The organism is Erythrobacter sp. HKB08, assembly GCF_004114695.1.
Lineage (GTDB): Bacteria > Pseudomonadota > Alphaproteobacteria > Sphingomonadales > Sphingomonadaceae > Parerythrobacter_A.
In genome coordinates this window covers 905187-926685 of sequence record NZ_CP035310.1, presented here as the reverse complement: position 1 = coordinate 926685, position 21499 = coordinate 905187, and the positions used below count along the sequence as shown (strand labels likewise).

Sequence of the window (21499 nt, the reverse complement as noted above, 5' to 3'; positions counted from 1 at the left end):
GGGCGCCCCGGCCTGAAGGCTAGGCGTCCACCGGCTCCCACATTTTCATATAGGCAGGCGCCGGGGAGGGATTGAATTCGGTCTCGTCCAGCGCCGCCAGCGCGCGTTCCCTGTCGGCCGGAGTGAATTCTCCCGTGGTCAGGCAGAACTCGACCGCATTGCCGCTCGGGTCGGTGGTGTAGATCGACTTGCACCAGTTGTGGTCGATCTCGAACACCTTGAGACCTGCTTCGCGCCAGCGCTCGCGCCACTGCGCCAGTTCCTCGTCGCTATCGACCGCGAACGAGTAGTGGTTGGTCATCGGCGGCAGGTTGGCGGCCTTGTTCAGGTCGAAGATGTAGTCCTCGGAATTCGGCGTGTCGCGCAGTTCCCAGAAGGCGATGAAGCGGCTGTCGTCACCGTCGATCCGGTAGAAGAAATGCTTGCCCCATCCGCCGGTGATCACCGGGGCGACTTCCACCTTGACCAGTTCGAACCCCATCACGCCTTCGTAGAATTCGTGGGTCGCCTTCATGTCCTTCGCGGCAAGAGCGAGATGGTGATAGCTCATCGTTCGTCGTCCTTCCTGTCGACCATGCTCATGACATCGCCCGAGCCGCCGTCCGTCGGGGCAGGCACTTCGACCACCCGCTCGTCTACATCGTCGTATTCCAGGCGCAGCGCGCGGGTCATCACGGCATGCATCATGTAAGTCGCCGTGATGTAGGTGAGCTCGAGGATTTCCTCGTCCGACAAATGCTCTTGCAGCACCGCGAATACGCCGTCCGGCACCCGTCCGTGTTGCAGCACCAGCGCATCGGTGTAGGCGAGGACCGCGCGCTCGATGGGGCTGAAGCAATCGGCCACGGCCCAATGCGGAATGGCGCTCACCTGCTCCTCGCTCAGCCCGGCATCGCGGCTGGCCTTGCAGTGCTGGGAGAAGACGAATTGCGAACCGACCGAAAACCCGGCCCGGGTCTGCCCCAGCTCGCGCAGCCTTGGGTCGAGCTTTCGCTCGGGCGAGCGGTAGAACTGGAAGCCTTCGGTCGTATGGCGAAACGCATCGGGGACGATGTTGAACACCGTCCACCAATTGCCCGGCGTCCCCGTTGCCGTGCCCGGTTCGGCAATCGGATCGCGGTCGCCGAACAGAAGGTCGAAAATCCGGTCGGCATAGGGATTACCCGCCTCGCGCCCGGCCTGTTTCAGTCGCGGCATGGAACTCTCCCTTCCCTCGCCTCAGCGCAGGAGTAGCCCAGCAGCGAGGGAGAGCCAAGCATGGCTGGCGGCCGCTTCGCCGGTCAGTAGCAGTCCCACTGGTAGAACACCTTGCTGAAATCGCGTTTCAGCAGGTCTTCGCGCCGGATGGTGAACTGCCCCTGCCCGCTGTCGCCCCACATCAGGCCGGCCTCGTCCATGCTCCACAGGTTCAGCAATACGCGGTCGACGTCTTGGTAGGGTGCGTTCGCGCGCCAGTCCGACTGGGTGAACTCCGGATGCCCGCCAATGTGCGACACACCAAAGTCGGTTGGCCCGGCCTGTGCGTTTTCATGCTCGTAGATCGCATCCCATGCCGCGCTGTCGTCCGACGCGGGCAAGCGATCCTTGTCGCGTTCGGTCAGCCAGCTGTCGATCGACGGACGGTGCGGGGCGGCAACGGCCTTGAAGCCTACGCCGCGCCTCGAAGCGGCCTCGTAGAGCGGTGAAAAGTCGTCGTACTTGCCTTGCTGCGACTGCGGCCCGGTTTCGTAACGACCTTCCGCAGTGAAATTCTCATGCCACAGCACCTTGAAATCGCCCATTTCCGGCTGCTCGAAATTCGCGCCGTAGAGGTCGTCGCGCCCGATGAAGAACTGCAGCACGCCGCTGGCCGGGTAGTCGGGCAGAGGCGGGAGTTCGGCGAAGTCGATCTGCGCAAGGAAGGTCATCGGCTTGCCGTCTCTCGCAACCGGCCACTCGGTGCCCTCGGGCAGCCAGACCTGCCCGCCGATCCTGTTCCCGCCGCGGGTCTCCGGCGCCGGACCGGTCGTTTCGATGAAGGCTGCGGGCAGTTCGTTCGCTGCCTGCCATTCGACGAATTCCTCAACAGCCGGGTGGGCGGAGCTGTCCTGCGCACAGGCTGCGGTTGAGGCGGCGCCCGTCAGCACCGTGAAGGCGGCGAGCAACGATCGGAAGAAAGGATTGCGACTCATTCGCCCTGATTAGACCAAGCCGTATGGAAACCAAGCGGAATGCATCACCCGACCGGGACCGGCTCGACAGTCTCGGCGGAAAGCACTTCGCGGTTTTCGAGGTTCACGACCAGCAGCCGGTATTCGCCCTTCCCCCCATTCCTGCGGGCGCAAAAGAAACACTGGCCATGTGAGCGTCGGCAGAGCAATGGTGCGCCCGCAGATTCGACAGGAGAATTCAGTCCATGAAAACCCGCGCCGCCGTCGCCTTCGAAGCCAAGAAGCCGCTCGAGATCGTCGAACTGGACCTCGAGGGACCGAAAGAGGGCGAGGTGCTGGTGGAGATCATGGCGACCGGTATCTGCCATACCGACGCCTACACGCTCGACGGTCTCGACAGCGAAGGCATCTTCCCGAGCATCCTCGGCCATGAAGGCGCAGGGATCATCCGCGAAGTCGGCGCAGGCGTGACCAGCGTGAAGCCGGACGACCATGTCATCCCGCTCTACACCCCCGAATGTCGCCAGTGTAAGATGTGCCTCTCGGGCAAGACCAACCTGTGCAGCGCTATCCGCGAAACGCAGGGCAAGGGCCTCATGCCCGACGGGACGAGCCGCTTTTCCTACAAGGGGCAGACGATCTACCACTACATGGGCTGCTCGACCTTCTCGAACTTCACCGTCCTGCCCGAGATCGCCGTCGCCAAGATCCGCGAGGACGCGCCGTTCAAGACCAGCTGCTACATCGGCTGCGGCGTAACCACCGGCGTCGGCGCAGTGGTCAATACCGCCGACGTTCGCCCGGGCGACAACGTGGTCGTCTTCGGCCTCGGCGGGATCGGCCTCAACGTGATCCAGGGTGCGAAGATGGCCGGGGCCGACCGCATCGTCGGCGTCGACATCAATCCCGACAAGGAAGAATGGGGTCGCAAGTTCGGCATGACCGACTTCGTCAATCCCAAGGATGTCGGCAGCGTCGTCGAAACGCTGGTCAACATGCTCGACGGCGGGGCGGACTACAGCTTCGACTGCACCGGCAACACCGACGTGATGCGCGACGCGCTCGAATGCTGCCACAAGGGCTGGGGCACCTCGATCATCATCGGCGTGGCCGAGGCGGGCAAGGAAATCTCCACCCGTCCGTTCCAGCTCGTGACCGGGCGCAACTGGCGCGGGACCGCGTTCGGCGGAGCCAAGGGCCGGACCGACGTGCCCAAGATCGTCGACTGGTACATGGACGGCAAGATCGAGATCGACCCGATGATCACGCACGTCCTCACCCTCGATGAAATCAACAAGGGCTTCGATTTGATGCACGCCGGCGAGAGCATCCGCAGCGTCGTCGTCTATTGATGGGCGCCAAGGTCAACCTCGCCGACAAGTTCGGCCAGTTTACCGAGCAATGGGCTCCGCGCATTGCGGCGCGCTTCAACGGGAACGAGGTTCGCCTGTGCAAGGTCGAAGGTGATTACCACTGGCACAGCCACCCCGATACGGACGAGCTGTTCCTGGTCATCGAGGGCGAGCTTGAAATCGACTTCCGCGACCGGACCGAAAAGCTCTCGCCCGGCGAGATGATCGTCGTGCCGAAGGGCACCGAGCACCGGCCCCGCGCACCGCGCGGCGAAGCGAAACTGTTCGTGATGGACACCGAGGGCACACCCAATTCGGGCGACCACGCGACGGCGAAGGTGGCAGTCGATATCTGAGCGCTTGCACCGCCTGCCGCCGCGCCTAAGGTGGCGAATCGAAACCTAAGGGAGAGAACTATGTACAGTCACATGATGGTCGGCTCGAACGACATCGAGCGTTCGAAAAAGTTCTACGATGCGACCTTCAAGGCGATCGGCGGCAAGGAAGCCATCGTCGATGACAAGGGCCGCCTGATGTACCTCCACAATGGCGGCGCGTTCCTCGTGACCCAGCCGATTGACGGCAAGCCGGCGACTGCGGGCAATGGCTGCACCATCGGTTTCGCGATGACCCCGGAGCAGGCCGATGCATGGCACGCCGCGGGCGTCGAAGCGGGCGGCACGGCCATCGAAGACCCGCCCGGCGAGCGCCCGGGCTCGGGCATGTACCTTGCCTACCTGCGCGATCCCGACGGCAACAAGCTCTGCGCGCTGCACCGCATGGGCTGATCCGGGAATGCGCGGCGAGGACGGCCTGATGGCGGATCTCGCCGCGCTTTCGATTTCCTTCGAGGCGCATGAGCACCCGGCGGTCTTCACCGTCGATGAAAGCCGCGACCTCAAGGCCCACATCCCCGGCGAGCACACCAAGAACCTGTTCCTGAAGGATGCAGGCGGCGACTTCTGGCTGGTCACCGTGCCGGCCGAAATCCGCGTCGACCTGAAAGCCCTGCCCCAAGCGATCGGGTGCAAGCGCGTGAGCTTCGGCAAGGCGGAAGACATGGAGCGGCTGATCGGCATCTCGCCCGGTTCGGTGACCCCGCTCGCGATGATCAATGCCGAACCGGGCAGCATCACGGTCGTCATCGACCGGGGACTGGCGGAAGCCGGGCGCGTCAACGTCCATCCCCTGCGCAACACGGCCACCATCGGCCTTTCGGGCGCGGACACTTTGCGCCTGCTCGAACATTGGGGTCACGACGCGCTTGTCGCACCCATCCCGACCAAGGACGAGGAATGACCATCGAAACCGCCATCGAAACCGTCAGCGAAAACAGGGCCCATGGCGGCACGCAGGGTGTCTACAAGCACCGCTCGAAAGAGACCGGTTGCGAGATGACCTTCTCGCTCTTCCTCCCGCCGATGGAGGAGGACCGGCCCGTCCCGCTGATCTGGTACCTTTCGGGCCTCACCTGCACGCATGCCAATGTCACCGAGAAGGGCGAGTTCAGACGCGCCTGCGAAGAGGCGGGCGTCGCCTTCATCGCGCCAGACACATCCCCTCGCGGTGACGATGTTCCCGACGCGGCGGACGAATACGATTTCGGCAAGGGCGCTGGCTTTTATGTCGATGCGACGCGCGAGCCGTGGCGCAAGCACTACCGCATGCGCAGCTATATCGAGCGCGAGCTACCCGAACTGGTTGCCGAGAATTTCCCGCTCGATATGACCCGGCAGTCGATCACCGGCCATTCGATGGGCGGCCACGGTGCGCTGACGATCGGGCTGCGAAATCCCGAACGCTTCCGGTCGATCAGCGCCTTCAGCCCGATCGTCGCGCCGAGCCAGGTTCCCTGGGGCGAGAAAGCCTTGGGGCGCTACCTCGGCGATGACCGGGCGAGCTGGCGCGAATACGACGCCGTCGCCCTGATCGAGGATGGTGCGCGGCACGACCACATCCTCGTCGACCAGGGAACGGCGGACAACTTCCTCGACGAACAGCTCCAGACCCACCGCCTCGTCGAGGTATGCGAGGCAGCGGGCATGCAGCCGGAAATCCGCATGCAGGAGGGTTACGACCACTCCTATTACTTCATCTCGACCTTCATGGCCGACCATGTCGCGTGGCATGTGGAGCGGTTGAAGGCCTAGCGCCCGCTCACTTCGAACAGTGCATATTCCGCGCGCCAGTTGGCGCCGCCCTTCGCGACTTCGTGCTCGCGAGTGAAGAACCAGCGGTTCTCGATCACGATGCCGAGGTCGGCGGCGAGCTGTTCGAAGTCCTTCACCGTCACGTGGTGGATGTTCTGCGTCTCGTACCAACTGACCGGCAGATGACGCGTCACCGGCATGCGACCCTTGCTCATCAGCGCCCAGCGCATGCGCCAGTAGGCGAAATTGGGGAAGCTGACGAAGGCGCGGCTGCCGACGCGCAGCAGTTCGCGCAGCATGTGGTCGGGCCGCGCGGCGGTCTGCAGTGTCTGGCTGAGGATCGCGACGTCGAACGCGCCGTCGGGATAGAAGGTCAGGTCCTTGTCAGCATCGCCCTGCACCACCGACAGCCCGCGCGCGACGCAGCGCTCGACGCATACCGGATCGATCTCGATCCCGCGCGCATCGACGCCCTTCTCGTCGCGCAAGGTGGCGAGCAGCACCCCGTCGCCGCAGCCGACATCGAGCACGCGCGCGCCTTGCGGCACATGGGCGGCGATCACCGCGAGATCGGGGCGCAATGCGTCACCCATCGAGGAAACCCTTCACCACCCGGTCGAGCGCGGGGACATCGAGCAGGAAGCTGTCATGCCCGAACGGTGCGGACAGTTCGACGAAGCTGACCGGCGCGCCGGCGGCATTGAGAGCGTGGACGACATGGCGGCTCTCCGAAGTCGGGTAGAGCCAGTCGCTGTCGAAGCTGACCACGCAGAAGCGCGCCTTCGTGCCGGCGAAGGCATCCGCAAGCTTGCCTTCCTGCCCGTCCTTGGCGTGCTCTTCGGCAATGTCGAAATAATCCATCGCGCGGGTGATATAGAGGTAGCTGTTCGCATCGAAGCGCCGGGTGAAGCCGCTGCCCTGGTAGCGCAGGTAGCTCTCGACCTGGAAATCCGCATCGAAGCCGAATGTCTTTTCCTCGCGGTCCTGCAAGCGGCGACCGAATTTCTCGGTCAGCCCTTCCTCGGACAGGTAGGTGATGTGCGCCGCCATGCGCGCAACCGCGAGGCCGGCATCGGGCGCACTTTCGCCGCCGTAATAGTCCCCGCCCTGCCAGTTCGGGTCGGCCATAATCGCCTGCCGCCCTACTTCGTGGAAAGCAATGTTCTGTGCCGAGTGGCGAGCGGTCGTCGCGATGGCGAGAACGCGCTCGGCGCGCTCGGGCCAGTTGGCCGCGAGGCTCAATGCCTGCATCCCGCCCATCGATCCGCCGACCACGGCATGGAGCCGTTCGATCCCGAGCGCATCGAGCAGCGCGACGAGCCCGCGGACCATGTCGCGAATGGTGATGACCGGGAAGCGCATCGCATAGGGCGCGCCATCCGCAGCCGCGCTCGCCGGGCCGGTCGAGCCCATGCAACTGCCGATCACATTGGCGCAGATCACGTGGTAGCGATCGGTGTCGATCGGCTTTCCGGGTCCGACCATGCGTTCCCACCAGCCCGGCTTGCCGGTCACCGGATGGGTGCTCGCGACATACTGGTCGCCCGTCAGCGCATGGCAGATGAGGATCGCGTTCGACTTGTCGCCCGCCAGCTCGCCATAGGTCTCGTAAGCGATCTGCACGCCCGAAAGCACCTGTCCGCTGTCGAGCGGCAGGTCGGTCGGAAGCGAGAGGGTCTGGAAGGGCGTGCTCAAATCTGGCCTTGGGTCACACGAAACAAGAGTGCATCGACAGGTCCCGCGCGAACGGGTCTAGGGAAAGCTTCTCTATCCGCTCGCCCCGAACTTGTCGAAGGGCTGTATTTCTTTATGGCCTGAAACCCACGATGGCAGACGAACCGCACAACAACCGGCCGACCATAAAGCCCTGGATCGAGGGCATTCATGCCTATGTGCCGGGCAAGGCCAAGGCGAGCGACGGGCGCGAGCTCGTGAAGCTTTCCGCCAACGAGAACCCGCTCGGCTGCAGCGAGGCGGCGCTGGCTGCAATGGCAGAGGCCCGCCATCCGGCGCTCTACCCCGATCCCGATGCGACTGCCCTGCGCGCGGCGATCGGCGAACTGCACGGCGTCGATCCGGCGCGGATCGTCTGCGGGACGGGCTCGGACGAACTGCTCAACCTTGCCGCGCAGGCCTATGCCGGGCCGGGCGATGAAGTGCTGTTCTCGCGCTACAGCTTCTCGGTCTACGACATCGCTGCGCGCCGCTGCGGCGCGACGCCGGTCGAGGCGGAGGACCGCGACTACTCCATGGATGTGGATGCGCTGCTCGCAGCCGTCACCGACCGGACGCGGGTGGTGTTCCTCGCCAATCCGAACAATCCGACCGGAACCTACCTGCCGCGCGAGGAGATTGCGCGCCTCCATGCCGGCCTCCCGCGCGAAGTGCTGTTCGTGCTCGACCAGGCCTATGGCGAGTATCTCACGGCGGCGGAGGACGACGGAGGCCTCGAACTCGCCGCCGCCCACGAGAACGTGCTCGTCACCCGGACCTTCTCCAAGATCTACGGGCTTGCCGGCGAGCGGATCGGCTGGGGCACCGGCGCGCCGCATATCGTCGATGCGCTCAACCGCATTCGCGGGCCGTTCAACGTGACCAACCACGGGCAGGCGGCGGCAAAAGCGGCCTGCGGCGACCAGTCATTCGTCGAACATTCGCGCGAGCATAATGCCGCCGAATTGCAGCGCTTTGCCGAGGCGATGGATGCGCTCGGCAATCACGGCATCCGCACGGTGCCGAGCAAGGCGAACTTCCTGCTTGTCCTGTTCGAAGGCGCGCTTTCGGCCGAGACTGCGCTGCAGGCACTGGCCGACGGCGGCTATGCCGTGCGGCATCTGCCGGGACAGGGGCTGCCCCATGCGCTGCGCATCACCATCGGCACGCGCGAGCAGATGGACGCGATCGCCGCGATCATCCGCGAGCAAGCGGAGCAGGCGGGATGAGTTTCGAGCGCGTTGCGATCATCGGCCTCGGCCTGCTCGGCGGCTCGCTCGGCCTTGCGATCCGCGAGAACCTGACCGGCTGCACCACGACGGGCTACGATGCCGATCCCAAGACCCGCGAGCGCGCTGCACAGCTCGGCTTGGTCGATTCCGTCAAGGAAACCGCCAGCGAGGCTGTCGCTGATGCCGATCTCGTCATCCTCTGCGTGCCCGTCGGCGCAATGGCCGATGCGGCGCGCGATTTCGCCGGCAGCCTGCCTGCCGGTGCGGTGGTGACCGATGTCGGCTCGTCGAAGCAATCGGTCGGCGAGGCCTTGGCCGCGGCCCTGCCCGATCACACCATCATCCCGGCCCACCCGGTTGCCGGTACCGAGCAAAGCGGGCCGGATGCCGGGTTCGCCAGCCTGTTCAGCCACCGCTGGTGCATCCTCACACCGCAGGAGGATGCGCCCTCCGATGCCGTCGCCAAACTCACGCAGTTCTGGGAAGGTCTCGGCGCGAAGGTCGAGATCATGGATGCCGAGCATCACGACCTCGTCCTCGCTGTGACGAGCCACATCCCGCACCTCATCGCCTATACCATCGTCGGGACCGCCTCCGACCTCGAGGATGTGACGCGCGGCGAGGTGATCAAGTATTCCGCCGGCGGTTTCCGCGATTTCACGCGCATTGCCGCGTCCGATCCGGTGATGTGGCGCGATGTCTTCCTCAACAATCGCGATGCGGTGCTCGAAGTGCTCGGGCGCTTCAACGAGGATCTCTCGGCCCTCCAGCGCGCGATCCGCAATGGCGATGGCGAGAAGCTGCACGAGCTCTTCAGCCGCACCCGCGCGATCCGGCGTTCGATCATCGAGGAAGGGCAGGATGATGCGCGGCCCGACTTCGGGCGCAAGGATCACTGATCAGCTGTTGAGCGCGTTGAGCGCCTGCTCGACCTTCTTCTCGACCTCGGCGCGCGGCAGGCCGGGCGGGATCGTCTCGCCGAACTTGTAGGTGATCGTCCCGGGCTGCTTGATCCAGCGATGGTAGAGCGGCCCCGAGTTCACCGCGACCGGCACAATCGGCAGGTGGAGCAGCTTGTAGAGCCCCGCGAACCCAGGCCTCAGCGGCGCAACCGTGCCATGCGGGATGCGCGTACCTTCCGGAAACAGCACCAGCTCGCGCCCTTGCGACGAGCGCTCCCTCGCCGCCGCGACCATCTTGCGCAGCGCCTTCGCCCCCTGGTTGCGCGCGACGGGCACGCAGCCATAGCGCTCGGCCACCAGCCCCCAGCCGGGCAGGTCGAACATCTCCTGCTTGGCGAAGGGCGCGGGGTATTCGAAGATCCGCGGCAGATCGAGCGCCTCGAGCATGCTTTCGTGCTTGAAGACATAGAGCGCCGGCCCCTCGATCGGGCCGCCTTCCATCTCGATATGGATGCCGAGCAGGTTCTTGAGGCACCAGTGATGGAACCGCGCCCAGATGCGCACCCACTTGCGGTAGGCCTCGGCGTTGATGAACATGATCGGCATCGCGATCAGCACGAGGATCGGGCTGCCGATATAGAAAACGGGATAGTAGAGGAGATTGCGCAGGAGGGTCATTGCCGCTCAGCCCCTCCAGAGCCCGAAAATCCAGGTCGCGAGCAGCTTGTGATACTCGAGGAAGAGGATGCGCAGCGAAGGCTCCGACGGCACTGCATCGCTGCGGATCGCCACGTCGTCGGGCAGCGCGCGGCGAAGTTCCACGCGGGCGCGGCGCATATGCCAGTCGGTCGTCACGAGGCGCACCGACTTGAGCTTGCGTCCCTCGACCCATTCCGCCGTTTCGGTCGCATTGCCGCGCGTATCGACCGCCATCGAACCGAGCGTTACGCAGCATTCCATCTGCTGCTCGGAAACCTCGAACTGCGCGGCGAATTCGCCCGGCTTCACCTCGGGATCGACGCCGGTGACGAGCAGCGCCTCGACCTTGCCCTGGTCGAGCAGTTCGAGCCCGCGCTCGATACGGCCAGCCGCGCCGGTCGGCACGATGGCCGCATCGCCGGTCTTCGCGTCGAGCGGACCGGGCAGCCAGATGGTGAACCACAGGAAGCCGAGGAACCACACGACTGCCAGGCCTGCAAGGAAACGCCGCATCACAGGATCCGCCTCAGCGCGAGGAGCACGGTCAGCCGCGCGGTGATCATGGCGATGGCGATGGCAGCGAAGGGGATCGCGATGATGATCGCCCAATCGACCATGCCGAGGGCGCCGCCCGCCATCATGCCCGAACCGAGCGCATCGAATTGCCTGCCGAGCAGCAGCACCGCGCCCGCTCCGGCAGCAAGGCCGACAGCCCCGCCGAGCGTCGCGTCGAAGCCGATCGAGCGCTCGAAAATACGTGCGATCTGCGCATCCGTGCCGCCCAGCATGTGCACAACCTCGATCGTCGGGAAATTGCCGCCGAGCGCGCTGCGGGCTGCGAGCCACACTGCCGCGACGCTTGTCAGCGCCAACAACACGACCAGCGCGAGTGCGAGATATTGCAGCGAGGCGATCGCGTCGAATACCGGGCCGAGCCAGCTTGCCTGTGCATCGATCCGCGCATCGGGCGCGCGCTCCGCCAAATCGCGTTGCAGCCGGTCGAGCACATCCTGCGTCGCCGGACCTGCCAGGCGCACGTCGATCAATGCGGGGACCGGCACGGTTTCGTTGTCGACCCCAACGCCGAGCCAGGGTTCGAGCAGCGCATCGAGTTCCTCGTCGGGCACGCGGCGGGTCGAGGCGACTGCCGGGTCCGCTTCGAGTGAGGCGATGGCGATGGCAGCCTGCCGCTCGCGCAGCTCCGGCGAGGCTTCGAGGATCTGGACGGTCGCGCCGCCGGCAAGCTCGGCGCGCGCAGTGCCCGCGATATTGCTCAGGGCCAGCCCGCCCGCCGCAGCGACGACGACGAGCGCTACCATGATCGCGATGACCCACGGCATCGGCCCTGCGAGCCGCGCTTGCGGGACGAGCTGGGCGGCCCGCTGGCCGCCGAAGCGCGAGAAACCGCGCACGATCGAGCGGCCGACGGTCGGCGGCTTCTTCATGCGCTGCGCCCCTGCGTCATCGGTCGCGGCGGGTAGCGCAGCGCGCCGGTCGGGTCGGACAGCCGCCCCTTGTCGAGCCGCATGATGAGCGATTCCGGCACTTTCTTGAGCAAGTGCACATCGTGGGTCGCGACCACCACGGTCGTCCCCAGCCGGTTGAGCGCCTCGAACAGGCGCAGCAGCTTCAGCGCCATGTCGGGATCGACGTTACCGGTCGGCTCGTCGGCCACCAGCATGTCGGGCCGCCCGATCACCGCGCGGGCGATGGCGACGCGCTGCTGTTCACCGCCGGACAGAGTTGCAGGTTTCGAATCGAGCCGGTGCGACAGGCCGACCCAGTCGAGCATGTCGGCGACCGGCTTGGCGAGATCGCTCTCGCGCACGCCCGAGACACGCAGCGGCAGTGCGACATTGTCGAACGCCGACAGGTGCGGGACGAGGCGGAAATCCTGGAATACGACGCCGAGGCGGCGGCGATAGGCCGGCAGCTTCTTGCGCGGCAGGGTGATGACGTCGGTCCCGAACATGCGGATCGCGCCGCGCGACGGGCGCTGCGCAAGGTAGAGCATCTTCAGGAGCGAGGTCTTGCCCGCGCCGCTCGCGCCGGTGAGGAAGTAGAAACTGCCGGGAAAAAGCGTGAAGGAGACGTCGCTCAACACCTCGCGATCCGGGCCGTATCGCAAGCCGACATTGTCGAATGTGACGACCTCGCCGTCAGGGCCGGTCATGACGGCGCCCCCGAAAACGGGCTCGATTGGCCGGTAATTAGCATCGTTGCGGGCCTATAGCGGTCCTTCCATGTGGAAAAAAGCCACTGTCGCGGCTGCCCACAGCCTGCAAGCCTTGTTGCACAAGTCGCGGGAACGTAAGAACTTCGGTCACGATGATTATCGCCTGCCCCGCCTGTTCGACGCGCTACGTCGTTCCCGACAGTGCCATCGGCGTGGAAGGCCGCACCGTGCGCTGCGCCAAATGCCGGCACAGCTGGTTCCAGGACGGTCCGGAAATTTCCGCGCCCGAAACGGCCAAGGCAGCGCCTTCGCCCAGCGCGCGCCCAGGGTTCGACGGCGTGCAGCGCACGGCCGAAGCCAGCCCTCCTCCTCCGCCCCCTCCTCCTCCGCCGCCTGCACCAGCACCGGCTCCTGTCGAGGAACCGGCCGCGAACGAGCAGGCCGAAGAGGCGGTAGACGACGCACCGCATCCGCCGCCTCCGATCGCAGCGCCCGAAAGGGACGAGCCGGTCGAGGCCGAGCCGGAGCCCGTTCCCTCAGTCGTCGAGACGCAGCCGGCCCCGCCGCCGGAAGAGGACTACGACGAGGTTTCGCAGTTCGAATACGAGCCGCCCTTCCGCGGTCGCCGCAACCCGCTCAAGATCTGGACCGCTGCGGCAGCCGTCTTTGCGCTGGTCGCGACCGGCACGGTCGTCGCAGTCAGCTATTACGGCTTCCCAGACTGGGTGCCGGTCAGCCGCCCGCTGTTCGGGCCGGAGCAGCCCGATCTCGTGCTCGACTTCCCGGCCGACCAGCAGGACCGCCGCACGCTTCCCAACGGGACCGAATTCTTCGGCGCGAGCGGCACCATCACCAATGTCGGGCGCGAGACGGTGCGCGTACCGCCGATCCTGATCGTCATGCGCGACCAGCGCGAGCGCAAGGTCTACGACTGGATCGTCATGCCGCCGCAGGACACGCTGGCACCGGGCGAGAGCCTGACGATCAACGAGGCGGCGACCAATATTCCCAAGTCGGCGAAATATGCCGAGATCGGCTGGAAGGGCGAGCGCTAGCGCCGAAGATCGCGCGCGTCCCGAATTATTTCTCGCAACTGCGCAAACAGGCGCTTGCCGAGTCAATATCGCTTTGCTAGTGGCGCGCTCCTACCGAGCGGGACGGCTCTCGTCCCGCTAACCCTCGAGTGCGGTCGTGGCGGAACTGGTAGACGCGCAACGTTGAGGTCGTTGTGGGTGAATAACCCGTGGAAGTTCGAGTCTTCTCGACCGCACCATTTCTCTCCCATCATTGGCGAAATTGCCCCTCGCGGGCCGCGCACATTTATGTGTGCCGCCATGCGACAAGGCTAACGCGCGACTGATTTCGACCGGCAACGCGGTTGCAATTGTTACGGAAATGCGGTCCCATGCCCCGTTTGCTGGGATGGGGAGGCAAGCGCGATTCTATGGCAGAATCTCTGCGCCAGGACATTTTGTTTACCGGGCTGACGCGGCCGCAGATGTTTGCCGGCGTTACCTACAGCTATTTCGTCGTGAATCTTATCGTCACGGCGGAGCTTTTCCTGATCCTGAAAAGCTGGTGGGTCATCCTCGCTGCCCTGCTCATCCATGGCATCGGCATGATCCTGTGCGTGCGCGAGCCGCGCATCATCGATCTCTGGCTGACACGCGTGCGCTACTGCCCGCGGGTCAAGAATCACGCGTTGTGGCGATGCAACTCCTACCGCCCCTGACCCGCGACAAGAGGGCGATCGCCCGCGAGGCCCCTGCCGGGCAGCACCTGCCCTATGCGCGGCATATCGACGAACGCACGATCGAAACGCGCGATGGCATGCTGATGCAGACCATCCGGCTCGGCGGCCTGATGTTCGAGACCGCCGACAGCGACGAGCTGAATTACCGCGCCGAACTGCGCGACGCGATGCTGCGCACGCTTTCGAGCTCGCGCTTTGCGGTCTACCATCACCTCGTGCGGCGCTCGGCTGCCGTGTCGCTCTCGCCCGACGAGGGCGATGGTTTCGCAGCGAAACTCGACGAGCGCTGGCGCGGGCGCTTCGATGCAAAGCAGCTCTATGTGAACGAGCTGTTCCTCACCATCGTAAGGCGCCCGTTGCAGGGAAAGGTCGGCATTGCCGACCGCGTGCAGGGCTGGTTGGGCCGCAAGACCGATACCAATGCAGCACGGATCGCTGCGGACCGGCACGCGCTCGGCAACGCGGTCGATGCGCTGGTTGCAGCGCTGGGCCAGTACGAGCCGCGCGTGCTGGAGGTTTACGAGACCCCCGAGGGCCGCCGGTCGGAACCGCTCGAATTCCTCTCCTACCTGTTCAATCACGACATGCGACCCGTCCAGATCCCGCATGGCGATCTCGGCCTGCACGTACCTGCGCGGCGTATCAGCTTCGGGCGCGACGCGGTCGAGCTGGCGCCTTCGGGCCACCTGAAGCGCAATTTCAGCGCCCTCGTCTCGATCAAGGACTGGCCGGGGCGAACCATGCCCGGCATGTTCGACGAGCTGTCGCGCCTGCCGTTCGAGATCGACATCAGCCAGAGCTTCGCACTTGTCGAACGGCGCGAGGCGCTATCGCGCATGAACCTGGTGCTGCGGCGCATGCAATCGGCCGAGGACGAGGCATTTTCGCTGCGCGACGAACTTGCAGCGGCGAAGGACGAAGTCGCCGCCGGACGCGCAGGCTTCGGCGAGCATCACACGACGATCGCGGTCCATGCCGAGAGCCTCGAAACGCTCAATTCGCATGTTGCCGAAGTCATCGCGCTGATGGCCGATCTCGGCATTACCGGCGTGCGCGAGGATATCGCGCTCGAGCCGACCTACTGGGCGCAGTTCCCCGCGAACTTCCGATATATCGGCCGGCGCGGACTGGTCTCTACGACCAATTTCGCAAGCTTCGCCTCGCTGCACAATTTCCCGGTCGGGCGCGCGCACGGCAATCACTGGGGGGATGCCGTCACCCTGTTCGAGACGACTGCCGCCGGGCCTTATTTCTTCAATTTCCACCAGGGCGATCTCGGCAATTTCACCGTCATCGGGCCTTCCGGCTCGGGCAAGACGGTGCTGCTCAACTTCCTGCTCGCCCAGGCGCAGAAGTTCGCACCGCGCACGATCCTGTTCGACAAGGATCGCGGCGCGGAGCTGTTCATTCGCGCTATCGGCGGGCGCTACGACCGGCTCTCGCCCGGCCAGCCGTCGGGCCTCAACCCCCTCCAGCTCGAGGACACGGCCGAAAACCGCGCATTCCTGCTCGACTGGCTGGCAGTGCTGGCGGGCGATGTCGGCCCGAGCGAGATGGACATGCTGCGCGATGCCGTCGCGACCAATTTCGAGCAGCCGATGAAGCGCCGCCGCCTGCGCTATCTCGTCGAGCTTTTCCGCGGGAGCGACCGGCCTCGCAGCGACGACCTCTACGCCCGCATGGCCCCGTGGTGGGGCGAAGGCGAGCGGGCCTGGCTGTTCGACAATGCACAGGACACGACCGACCTGTCCGAGATGACCGTCGGTTTCGACATGACCGCGATCCTCGACGATCCGGCAGCCCGGACCCCGGCCATGCTCTACTTCTTCCACCGCGTGGACGAACGGCTCGACGGAAGCCCGGCGGTCATCGTGATCGACGAAGGGTGGAAGGCACTCGACGACGACATCTTCGTCCAGCGGCTGAAGGATTGGGAAAAGACGATCCGTAAACGCAACGGCATCGTCGGCTTCGCCACCCAGAGCGCGCAGGACGCTCTTGAAAGCCGCATTGCAAGCGCGATCCTCGAACAGGCCGCGACGCAGATCTTCATGATCAATCCTAAGGCCCGCGCCGAGGATTACATCAACGGTTTCGGCCTTTCCCGCCACGAATTCGACCTGGTGCGCACCCTGCCCGACAATTCGCACTGCTTCCTGATCCGGCACGGCAAGGACAGCGTCGTCGCCCGGCTCGACCTGACGGGCGAGAACGATTTGCTGACCATCCTGTCGGGCCGCGAAAGCACGGTGCGCCTGTTCGACGAGATTTCGGCCAAGATGGGCACCGATCCGGAAGCCTGGCTCGCCCCGCTGATCGAGAGGGCCGCCTGATCCATGGCCTGCCCCGCAATCATAACCGGCGACCAGTTCCTATCGCGAACCCTCGCGCATATCGATTGCCAGGCGCAATTGCTCGGCAGCTATGGCTACGCGGCGCTCGGCGAGCCCGGCGGCGCGGCATCGACCTTCATGGCCGGCATGCTGACCCTGTTCGTCGCCCTTTATGGCGTGAGGCTGCTGTTCGGGCCGACGCCGGGAGCACGCGACGTGGTGCTGGATGCGGTGAAAGTCGGCATCGTGTTGGCACTGGCCTTTTCATGGCCCGCTTTCCGCACGCTCATCTACAATGTCGTATTGCTCGGGCCGGCAGAGATCGCCGGATCGCTAGTCACCTCTTCGCTTCCGGCGACCGGGGCGGGCTTCGTCGACCGGCTACAGGGTGTCGACAACACGCTGAGCGGGCTGATCGAGGTCGGAACGGGCCGCGGAGACAACACCTCCCTTGCGGGTGGTTCGCTCGGCCCGACTTTCGCCGGGTCCGCACTGCAGGACGATGCGGCATTCGGCTATGCGCGCCTGCTCTACCTGGCGGGCACCGTCGGCTCGCTCGGGCTCTTACGCATTCTCGGCGGGCTCTTGCTTGCCCTCGCCCCGCTGGCTGCGGCGCTGCTGCTGTTCGATGCGACGCGCGGGATTTTCGCCGGTTGGGTCAAGGGGCTGGTGCTGGTGGTAATCGGCTCGATCGGCCTCACCATCGTGCTGGCGGTCGAGCTTGCCATGGTCGAGCCTTGGCTGGCCGACGCGCTGCGCATCCGCGCGCTGGGCTACGCCGCGCCATCCGCCCCGATCGAGATTTTCGCCATGGCGCTCGCCTTCACGCTGGTGAAGTTCGGGATGATCTGGCTGCTCGGCAAGGTCGCCTTCTCGCGCGGCTGGCCCTCGCTTCCGATCCTGCAATCCTCGACAAGCACGAACCAGTTCACCACGCTGCAGCCTGCGCCCGCTGCGCTTGCCCCGACCGCTTCGCGTGCTGAGCGAACGGCGGAAAGCGTCGAGCGGATCGTCACCTCGCAGCGTGGCTACGCGCCCGGCCGTATGTCCCCGGGCTTTTCGACCGCTTCGGCGGCGGACCGCGACCGGCAGGCGTCCGCTCCTGCCACGGGTAGCGGGAGCGCGGCGGCATCGGCGACTATCGACAGGATTGGGACGAGCTGGCGCAGGTCCGCCTATCGCGGATCGATTGCATCGCGCCGGAGGGATGATTTGAAATGAACGCGCACGAAGACTTCCTCGACGAGCCATACGAGGTCCGCGACAGCTGGGCGACCAGCGTGACCGAAGACCTCGAAAAATCGCGCCGCGTCGCGTGGATCGTTGCCAGCGTTTCGCTCGCCATCGCCGCGCTGCTGGCAATCGCGATCGTCATCATGCTGCCGCTCAAGCAGGTCGAACCCTATACGCTGCTGGTCGATCGCCAGACCGGCAATGTCGAAACGCTCGCCCCGCTCGACGAGGCGGTCGTTGCGCCCGATACCGCACTGACCCGCTCTTTCCTCGCGCAATATATCCATTCGCGCGAAGGCTTCGACGGCGACAGCGTGCAGCGCGACTATCGCAAGGTTTCGCTGTGGAGCACGGGCGAGGCGCGCCAGCGCTACCAGCGCCAGATGCTCGCTTCGGACCCCGAAAGTCCGCTCGCCTACATGCCGTCGGGCGGCACGATCGAGACCGAGATCATGAGCATCTCTTCGCTCTCGGCCAATTCGGCACTCGTGCGCTTCACCACGCAGCGGACCGATCCGGGCGCCCAGCCGCAACCGCCGCAATACTGGGCCGCGGTGATCAGCTACCAATTCACCAATGATGCGATGAGCGAGGATGACCGCCTGCTCAATCCGCTCGGCTTCCAGGTAACGCGCTATCGCCGCGACGCGGAAACCATGCCCGAGCCGGTCGAAGCCCCGACCGCCGTGCGCCACCTCACCCCGCGCCCGGCAGCCGAAAGCGCGCCGGCACAGTGAGGATCGCGCTCGCCATCCTGCCCATGTGCCTCGCCGGCCTGTCGCCGCTCGCCGCGCAGGTGAGCCCGGTCCCGGCTGCGGAAAACCCACGCATCCAGTCGGTCCAGTGGACGCCGGGCGAACCGGTCATCCTGACCGCCCTGCCGATGACGACGCTGACTGTCCTGCTCGAACCGGGCGAGCAGATCGAGCGGATTACTTCGGACAATACGCCCTATTTCCAGGTCAATGTTTCCGCCGAAGGCGATGGCCTGCAAATCCGCCCGCTCGCGGATGGTGCAACCGGAAACCTGCGGGTCGAGACCGCGACGCGCACCTACGAGTTTTCCTTGCGCACGAGCAGCGACCTGATGGCAGCATACCTCGTGCGCTTCGACTATGGCGCAGCAGCAAACGGCCTCGCTGCCGAGCAGCCTGCCATGCTCGCCGAACCCGAACCGACGGGTGAGACCTGGCGCTACCGGGTGCGCGGCGACCGCGAGGTGCGCCCCAGCAGGATCAGCGACGACGGCCGGGTGACCCGCATCGAATTCGCGCCCGACCAGCCGCTGCCCGCGGTGTTCGCCATCGGGCCGACCGGTGACGAACAGGTCGTCAACGGACACATGCGCGGCGACGTGTTCGTGATCGACCGCGTGTGGCAACGCCTCGTCTTCCGGATCGACAAGGAGAAGGCGACCGCACGCCGCAACGAACGTCCGGAGCAGGTCGATGGCTGACACCGCAACACCCAAGGACGACGGCCTGCCCGTGGTCGCTGCAGACAAGCCGGGCAATCTCGGCCTCTACGCGTTCCTGCTGGTCGCCCTGCTTGGTTCGATCGGCATCTTCATGGCGATGAATGCCAGCCGCACGGCCGATCAGTCACCCATGCTGCAGCCCGAAAGGGGCATTGCCGGCGGACGCATTTCTTCACCCGCGCCGCTCGCAGTGCCCGGTCGGTTCGACCTTGCGCCGCCCCCTCCCATCGCGCGGCAGGCCAGGCCGCCGATCGCAGCTGCGCCGATCCGCTTGCAACGGGCCGAGCCCTTGCCGCCCCCGTCGTCTTCCGCCGTCGAGAGCCTGCCTCCCCCGCCGAGCTTCCAGCCGGCACCGCCTCCGCCTTCCGTCGTATTCGACCGCACATTCGGCTCGGGCGACCAGGTCACCCAGGCCATCTCGACCGAGACAGGCCGCGTCACGGCGAACCGGTTCAGCAATCCCGGCTACACCATTCCCAAGGGCACGGTGATACCCGCAGTCCTCGAGACCGCGCTCGATTCCACCCGCCCCGGCGGCGTGCGCGCCCTGGTGCAACTCGACGTGCGCGGTTTCGACGGTAGCCGCGTGCTCATCCAGCGCGGCAGCAGGCTCTACGGGGAATACGAGGCGGACCTGCAACCCGGGCAGAAACGGGCACGGGTGCGCTGGACGCGTCTGATTCGCCCGGACGGGGTGACGATCGCCCTCGATTCCCCGGCATCCGACCCGCTCGGCCGCGCAGGCATCAAGGGCGATGTCGATACGAAGTTCTGGCAACGCTTCGGCGGAGCTGTCCTCCAGTCGGTGCTCGACATAGGCGTCGGCATCGCGACCAGCGAGGCGACCGACGGGGTCATCGTCGCCCTGCCCGGCAGCACCCAGAACGTGCAGGTGCAGGACGGCAATCGCGTCCTCCCGACGCTCAAGGTGCGCCACGGGACGAGCGTTTCCGTCTTCGTCGCGCGCGATCTCGACTTCTCGACCGTCGATGGCTGAGGTGGAAGCGGGCTACTATCTCGACAGCTTCCTTGCGCCGCTCGCGCCCTATCTCGCGCGCGAGGACGTCACCGACATCTGGATCAACCGGCCCGGCGAAATCTGGATCGAGAGCCTCGGCGGCAAGGTCGAGCGGCACACGGAAAAGGCGCTGGACGAGAAGCGCCTCTCGCGCCTCGCAAAGCAGATCGCAGCCCAGTCGTCGCAAGGGATCAGCCGCGCCCAGCCGCTGCTCGCTGCAAGCCTGCCGGACGGTTCGCGCGTCCAGATCTGCGCCCCGCCCGCGACACGCAGTGGCCATGCTTTCGCAATCCGCAAGCATGTATCGGCCGATCTCTCGCTTGCCGACTGGGATGAAGCCGACGCCTTTGCTTCGCTCGAAGGCGGCGAAGCGGCGCTCGAAACGGAGAGCCGGCACCGCGCGCTGGGCGGCCGCGAGGCGGCGGATTACCTGCGCAGTGCAGTGGCGAACCGGCAGAACATCATCGTCGCCGGCGGCACTTCGAGCGGTAAGACGACTTTCCTCAATTCCCTCCTCGCCGAGATCCCGCAGGAGGAGCGCCTCGTCCTGATCGAGGATACCGAGGAACTGAAGCTTCGGCACGAGAACGCGGTGGGCCTGATTGCTGCACGCGGCGAACTTTCGGAAGCGGCCGTCACGGCCGAGGACTTGCTGATAGCCGCGCTGCGCCTTCGCCCCGATCGCATCATCCTGGGCGAATTGCGCGGGCGGGAGGCTTTCACCTTCCTGCGCGCAGTGAACACCGGCCATCCCGGCTCGATGACCTCGATCCATGCCGACACGCCGCAACGCGCGATCGAACAGCTCGCCCTGCTCGTCCTGCAGGCAGGATCGACGCTGTCACGCGACGATGTGCGCCATTACGTGCGCGAGAGCATCGACGTGTTCGTCCAGCTCGAGCGCGTCGCCGGCAAGCGCAGGGTTGCACAGGTGCTGGTGCGCGAATGACCGAAGTACTCGCCTCGGCCAGCCTGTTCGACGCGCGCGGCGGCAGCCCGCTCGGCAGCGCGATCGGATGGATCAACGGCACGTTGCTGGGCAGTACGGCGACGATCCTGTGTGTCCTCGCCGTAGCGACCATCGGCCTGCTGATGCTGACGGGGCGTTTTCCGGTGAAGGAAAGCCTGCGCGTCGTGCTCGGCTGCTTCCTCCTGCTCGGCGCCCCGGCCCTCGCACTTGCCATATCGACCGGTTGGCGACAAGCGTCGCCGCCTGCGCCTCCGCCGGTCGTCGTGTTCGAGCAGAGCGATCCGCGCGGCGACCTGCCGCCGGCACCGGCGCCTCCGCCAGTGCCGGCCGAGCAGCCCTAA

At 65.8% G+C, this 21499-nt stretch carries 26 protein-coding genes and 1 tRNA gene; 18 read left to right on the top strand and 9 right to left on the bottom strand.

The window, feature by feature from the left end; genetic code table 11:
* Positions 1–19 precede the first annotated feature (19 nt).
* The 3 genes from EO245_RS04370 to EO245_RS04360 all read right to left on the bottom strand — a co-directional run bounded on the left by EO245_RS04370 (position 20) and on the right by EO245_RS04360 (position 2171).
* A complete protein-coding gene (locus EO245_RS04370; protein WP_128891783.1) occupies positions 20–550 on the bottom strand; it encodes a VOC family protein in 531 nt (176 codons plus the stop codon).
* Positions 547–1197: a carboxymuconolactone decarboxylase family protein gene (locus tag EO245_RS04365; protein WP_128891782.1), complete on the bottom strand. Its 651-nt coding sequence runs from the start codon at positions 1195–1197 to the stop codon at positions 547–549. The genes EO245_RS04370 and EO245_RS04365 overlap by 4 nt, the downstream gene beginning before the upstream one ends.
* Positions 1198–1280: 83 nt before the next feature.
* Positions 1281–2171 (bottom strand): YwqG family protein, encoded by an 891-nt coding sequence (locus EO245_RS04360; RefSeq protein WP_128891781.1) that lies wholly within the window; start codon positions 2169–2171, stop codon positions 1281–1283.
* Between the two features lie 23 nt (positions 2172–2194).
* Here EO245_RS04360 and EO245_RS13360 point away from each other — a divergent pair, with 23 nt between their 5' ends.
* From EO245_RS13360 to fghA, 6 genes are read left to right on the top strand one after another with little or no spacing between them, the layout of a single operon-like run.
* Positions 2195–2344, top strand: coding sequence for a hypothetical protein (locus tag EO245_RS13360; RefSeq protein WP_164931261.1), 150 nt, complete (start codon positions 2195–2197; stop codon positions 2342–2344).
* Between the two features lie 51 nt (positions 2345–2395).
* Positions 2396–3502 carry an S-(hydroxymethyl)glutathione dehydrogenase/class III alcohol dehydrogenase gene (locus EO245_RS04355; RefSeq protein ID WP_128891780.1) on the top strand — a complete coding sequence of 369 codons (1107 nt, stop codon included), beginning with the start codon at positions 2396–2398 and terminating at the stop codon, positions 3500–3502.
* Positions 3502–3858: a cupin domain-containing protein gene (locus EO245_RS04350; RefSeq protein ID WP_128891779.1), complete on the top strand. Its 357-nt coding sequence runs from the start codon at positions 3502–3504 to the stop codon at positions 3856–3858. Before EO245_RS04355 ends, EO245_RS04350 begins: the two co-directional genes overlap by 1 nt.
* 60 nt (positions 3859–3918) lie before the next feature.
* Entirely contained in the window at positions 3919–4290 is a 372-nt protein-coding gene (locus EO245_RS04345) for a VOC family protein (protein WP_128891778.1), read from the top strand.
* A 28-nt stretch (positions 4291–4318) separates the two neighbouring features.
* Positions 4319–4801 carry a prolyl-tRNA synthetase associated domain-containing protein gene (locus EO245_RS04340; RefSeq protein ID WP_370246174.1) on the top strand — a complete coding sequence of 161 codons (483 nt, stop codon included), beginning with the start codon at positions 4319–4321 and terminating at the stop codon, positions 4799–4801.
* The gene (fghA, locus tag EO245_RS04335) at positions 4798–5652 is read left to right on the top strand and encodes an S-formylglutathione hydrolase (protein ID WP_128891776.1); all 855 of its coding nucleotides are present in this window, start codon (positions 4798–4800) and stop codon (positions 5650–5652) included. The genes EO245_RS04340 and fghA overlap by 4 nt, the downstream gene beginning before the upstream one ends.
* Here the strand turns inward: fghA and metW are convergent.
* A complete protein-coding gene (gene metW / locus EO245_RS04330; RefSeq protein WP_128891775.1) occupies positions 5649–6245 on the bottom strand; it encodes a methionine biosynthesis protein MetW in 597 nt (198 codons plus the stop codon). The two genes, fghA and metW, sit on opposite strands and share 4 nt — an antisense overlap.
* Positions 6238–7347: a homoserine O-acetyltransferase gene (locus EO245_RS04325; RefSeq protein ID WP_128891774.1), complete on the bottom strand. Its 1110-nt coding sequence runs from the start codon at positions 7345–7347 to the stop codon at positions 6238–6240. Before EO245_RS04325 ends, metW begins: the two co-directional genes overlap by 8 nt.
* A gap of 131 nt (positions 7348–7478) precedes the next feature.
* Between EO245_RS04325 and hisC the strand changes: the two genes are divergently transcribed.
* Both hisC and EO245_RS04315 read left to right on the top strand, forming a co-directional pair.
* A complete protein-coding gene (hisC, locus tag EO245_RS04320; protein WP_128891773.1) occupies positions 7479–8594 on the top strand; it encodes a histidinol-phosphate transaminase in 1116 nt (371 codons plus the stop codon).
* Complete coding sequence (locus EO245_RS04315; RefSeq protein ID WP_128891772.1) at positions 8591–9496, top strand: prephenate/arogenate dehydrogenase family protein; 906 nt, start codon at positions 8591–8593, stop codon at positions 9494–9496. The genes hisC and EO245_RS04315 overlap by 4 nt, the downstream gene beginning before the upstream one ends.
* On the opposite strand, the gene EO245_RS04310 is transcribed toward EO245_RS04315, so the two are convergent.
* Genes EO245_RS04310 through ftsE form a run of 4 tightly spaced genes read right to left on the bottom strand, consistent with a single transcriptional unit; the run spans position 9497 to position 12371 of the window.
* Positions 9497–10177, bottom strand: coding sequence for a 1-acyl-sn-glycerol-3-phosphate acyltransferase (locus EO245_RS04310; protein WP_128891771.1), 681 nt, complete (start codon positions 10175–10177; stop codon positions 9497–9499).
* Positions 10178–10183: 6 nt separating this feature from the next.
* Positions 10184–10711: a YdcF family protein gene (locus EO245_RS04305; protein ID WP_370246173.1), complete on the bottom strand. Its 528-nt coding sequence runs from the start codon at positions 10709–10711 to the stop codon at positions 10184–10186.
* Positions 10711–11643 (bottom strand): ABC transporter permease, encoded by a 933-nt coding sequence (locus EO245_RS04300; protein ID WP_199798681.1) that lies wholly within the window; start codon positions 11641–11643, stop codon positions 10711–10713. Before EO245_RS04300 ends, EO245_RS04305 begins: the two co-directional genes overlap by 1 nt.
* Complete coding sequence (ftsE, locus tag EO245_RS04295) at positions 11640–12371, bottom strand: cell division ATP-binding protein FtsE (protein WP_128891769.1); 732 nt, start codon at positions 12369–12371, stop codon at positions 11640–11642. Before ftsE ends, EO245_RS04300 begins: the two co-directional genes overlap by 4 nt.
* Positions 12372–12526: 155 nt before the next feature.
* Here ftsE and EO245_RS04290 point away from each other — a divergent pair, with 155 nt between their 5' ends.
* The 10 genes from EO245_RS04290 to EO245_RS04245 all read left to right on the top strand — a co-directional run bounded on the left by EO245_RS04290 (position 12527) and on the right by EO245_RS04245 (position 21499).
* Positions 12527–13429, top strand: a complete 903-nt coding sequence (locus EO245_RS04290) for a zinc-ribbon domain-containing protein (RefSeq protein WP_128891768.1) — start codon at positions 12527–12529, stop codon at positions 13427–13429.
* Between the two features lie 130 nt (positions 13430–13559).
* Positions 13560–13647: transfer RNA gene (locus EO245_RS04285), tRNA-Leu, on the top strand.
* A gap of 171 nt (positions 13648–13818) precedes the next feature.
* Entirely contained in the window at positions 13819–14106 is a 288-nt protein-coding gene (locus EO245_RS04280; RefSeq protein ID WP_128891767.1) for a type IV secretion system protein VirB3, read from the top strand.
* Entirely contained in the window at positions 14085–16460 is a 2376-nt protein-coding gene (locus tag EO245_RS04275; protein ID WP_128891766.1) for a VirB4 family type IV secretion/conjugal transfer ATPase, read from the top strand. Before EO245_RS04280 ends, EO245_RS04275 begins: the two co-directional genes overlap by 22 nt.
* Before the next feature lie 3 nt (positions 16461–16463).
* Positions 16464–17681, top strand: a complete 1218-nt coding sequence (locus EO245_RS04270) for a type IV secretion system protein (RefSeq protein ID WP_128891765.1) — start codon at positions 16464–16466, stop codon at positions 17679–17681.
* A complete protein-coding gene (locus EO245_RS04265; RefSeq protein WP_128891764.1) occupies positions 17678–18430 on the top strand; it encodes a virB8 family protein in 753 nt (250 codons plus the stop codon). Before EO245_RS04270 ends, EO245_RS04265 begins: the two co-directional genes overlap by 4 nt.
* A complete protein-coding gene (locus tag EO245_RS04260; protein WP_128891763.1) occupies positions 18427–19149 on the top strand; it encodes a TrbG/VirB9 family P-type conjugative transfer protein in 723 nt (240 codons plus the stop codon). Before EO245_RS04265 ends, EO245_RS04260 begins: the two co-directional genes overlap by 4 nt.
* The gene (locus EO245_RS04255) at positions 19142–20167 is read left to right on the top strand and encodes a TrbI/VirB10 family protein (protein WP_128891762.1); all 1026 of its coding nucleotides are present in this window, start codon (positions 19142–19144) and stop codon (positions 20165–20167) included. Before EO245_RS04260 ends, EO245_RS04255 begins: the two co-directional genes overlap by 8 nt.
* A complete protein-coding gene (gene virB11 / locus EO245_RS04250) occupies positions 20160–21137 on the top strand; it encodes a P-type DNA transfer ATPase VirB11 (RefSeq protein ID WP_128891761.1) in 978 nt (325 codons plus the stop codon). Before EO245_RS04255 ends, virB11 begins: the two co-directional genes overlap by 8 nt.
* A complete protein-coding gene (locus tag EO245_RS04245) occupies positions 21134–21499 on the top strand; it encodes a TrbC/VirB2 family protein (protein WP_128891760.1) in 366 nt (121 codons plus the stop codon). Before virB11 ends, EO245_RS04245 begins: the two co-directional genes overlap by 4 nt.